This is a genomic window from Rhizobium ecuadorense (genome assembly GCF_001187535.1).
Lineage (GTDB): Bacteria > Pseudomonadota > Alphaproteobacteria > Rhizobiales > Rhizobiaceae > Rhizobium > Rhizobium ecuadorense.
In genome coordinates, this window is the sequence record NZ_LFIO01000634.1 from 1 (window position 1) to 404 (window position 404).

At 62.4% G+C, this 404-nt stretch carries 1 protein-coding gene; it reads right to left on the reverse strand.

Annotated elements, in window-relative coordinates; translation table 11 throughout:
• Positions 1–404: SDR family NAD(P)-dependent oxidoreductase (locus AF337_RS12430; RefSeq protein WP_152971030.1), on the reverse strand; the 404-nt coding region annotated here is incomplete at both ends.

The window sequence follows — 404 nt, forward strand, 5'->3', positions numbered from 1 at the left end:
GGATGTTGACGCGGATCCGCCGCGGCTTGAATTCGATCGCCCAGTTTTTCGCAAAGGCAGCGGTTGCTGCCTTTGAACCGGCATAGACAGTATGGTCCGGGAGGACCTTCGTGGCCGCGAGCGAGCTCGTAACGATGATGTTTCCGCCGTCGCGGATCAGAGGGGCGATCGTCTGCACGCCGAAGAACACGCCGCGCGTATTGATTGCGAAGTGCCCGTCATAGTCTGCCGGAGTCACTTCGGCGGAGGGGGTGAGGTTGATGATCCCGGCATTGGCCATGTAGATGTCGAGCCCGCCGAAGCGGCTCTTCACGGTGTCCGCCAGCCTGCGATGATCTTCCAGGTCGGCGGCATCACCCACGAAGCCGATGGCCGACGGACCGATTTCTTGCACGGCGCGGTCG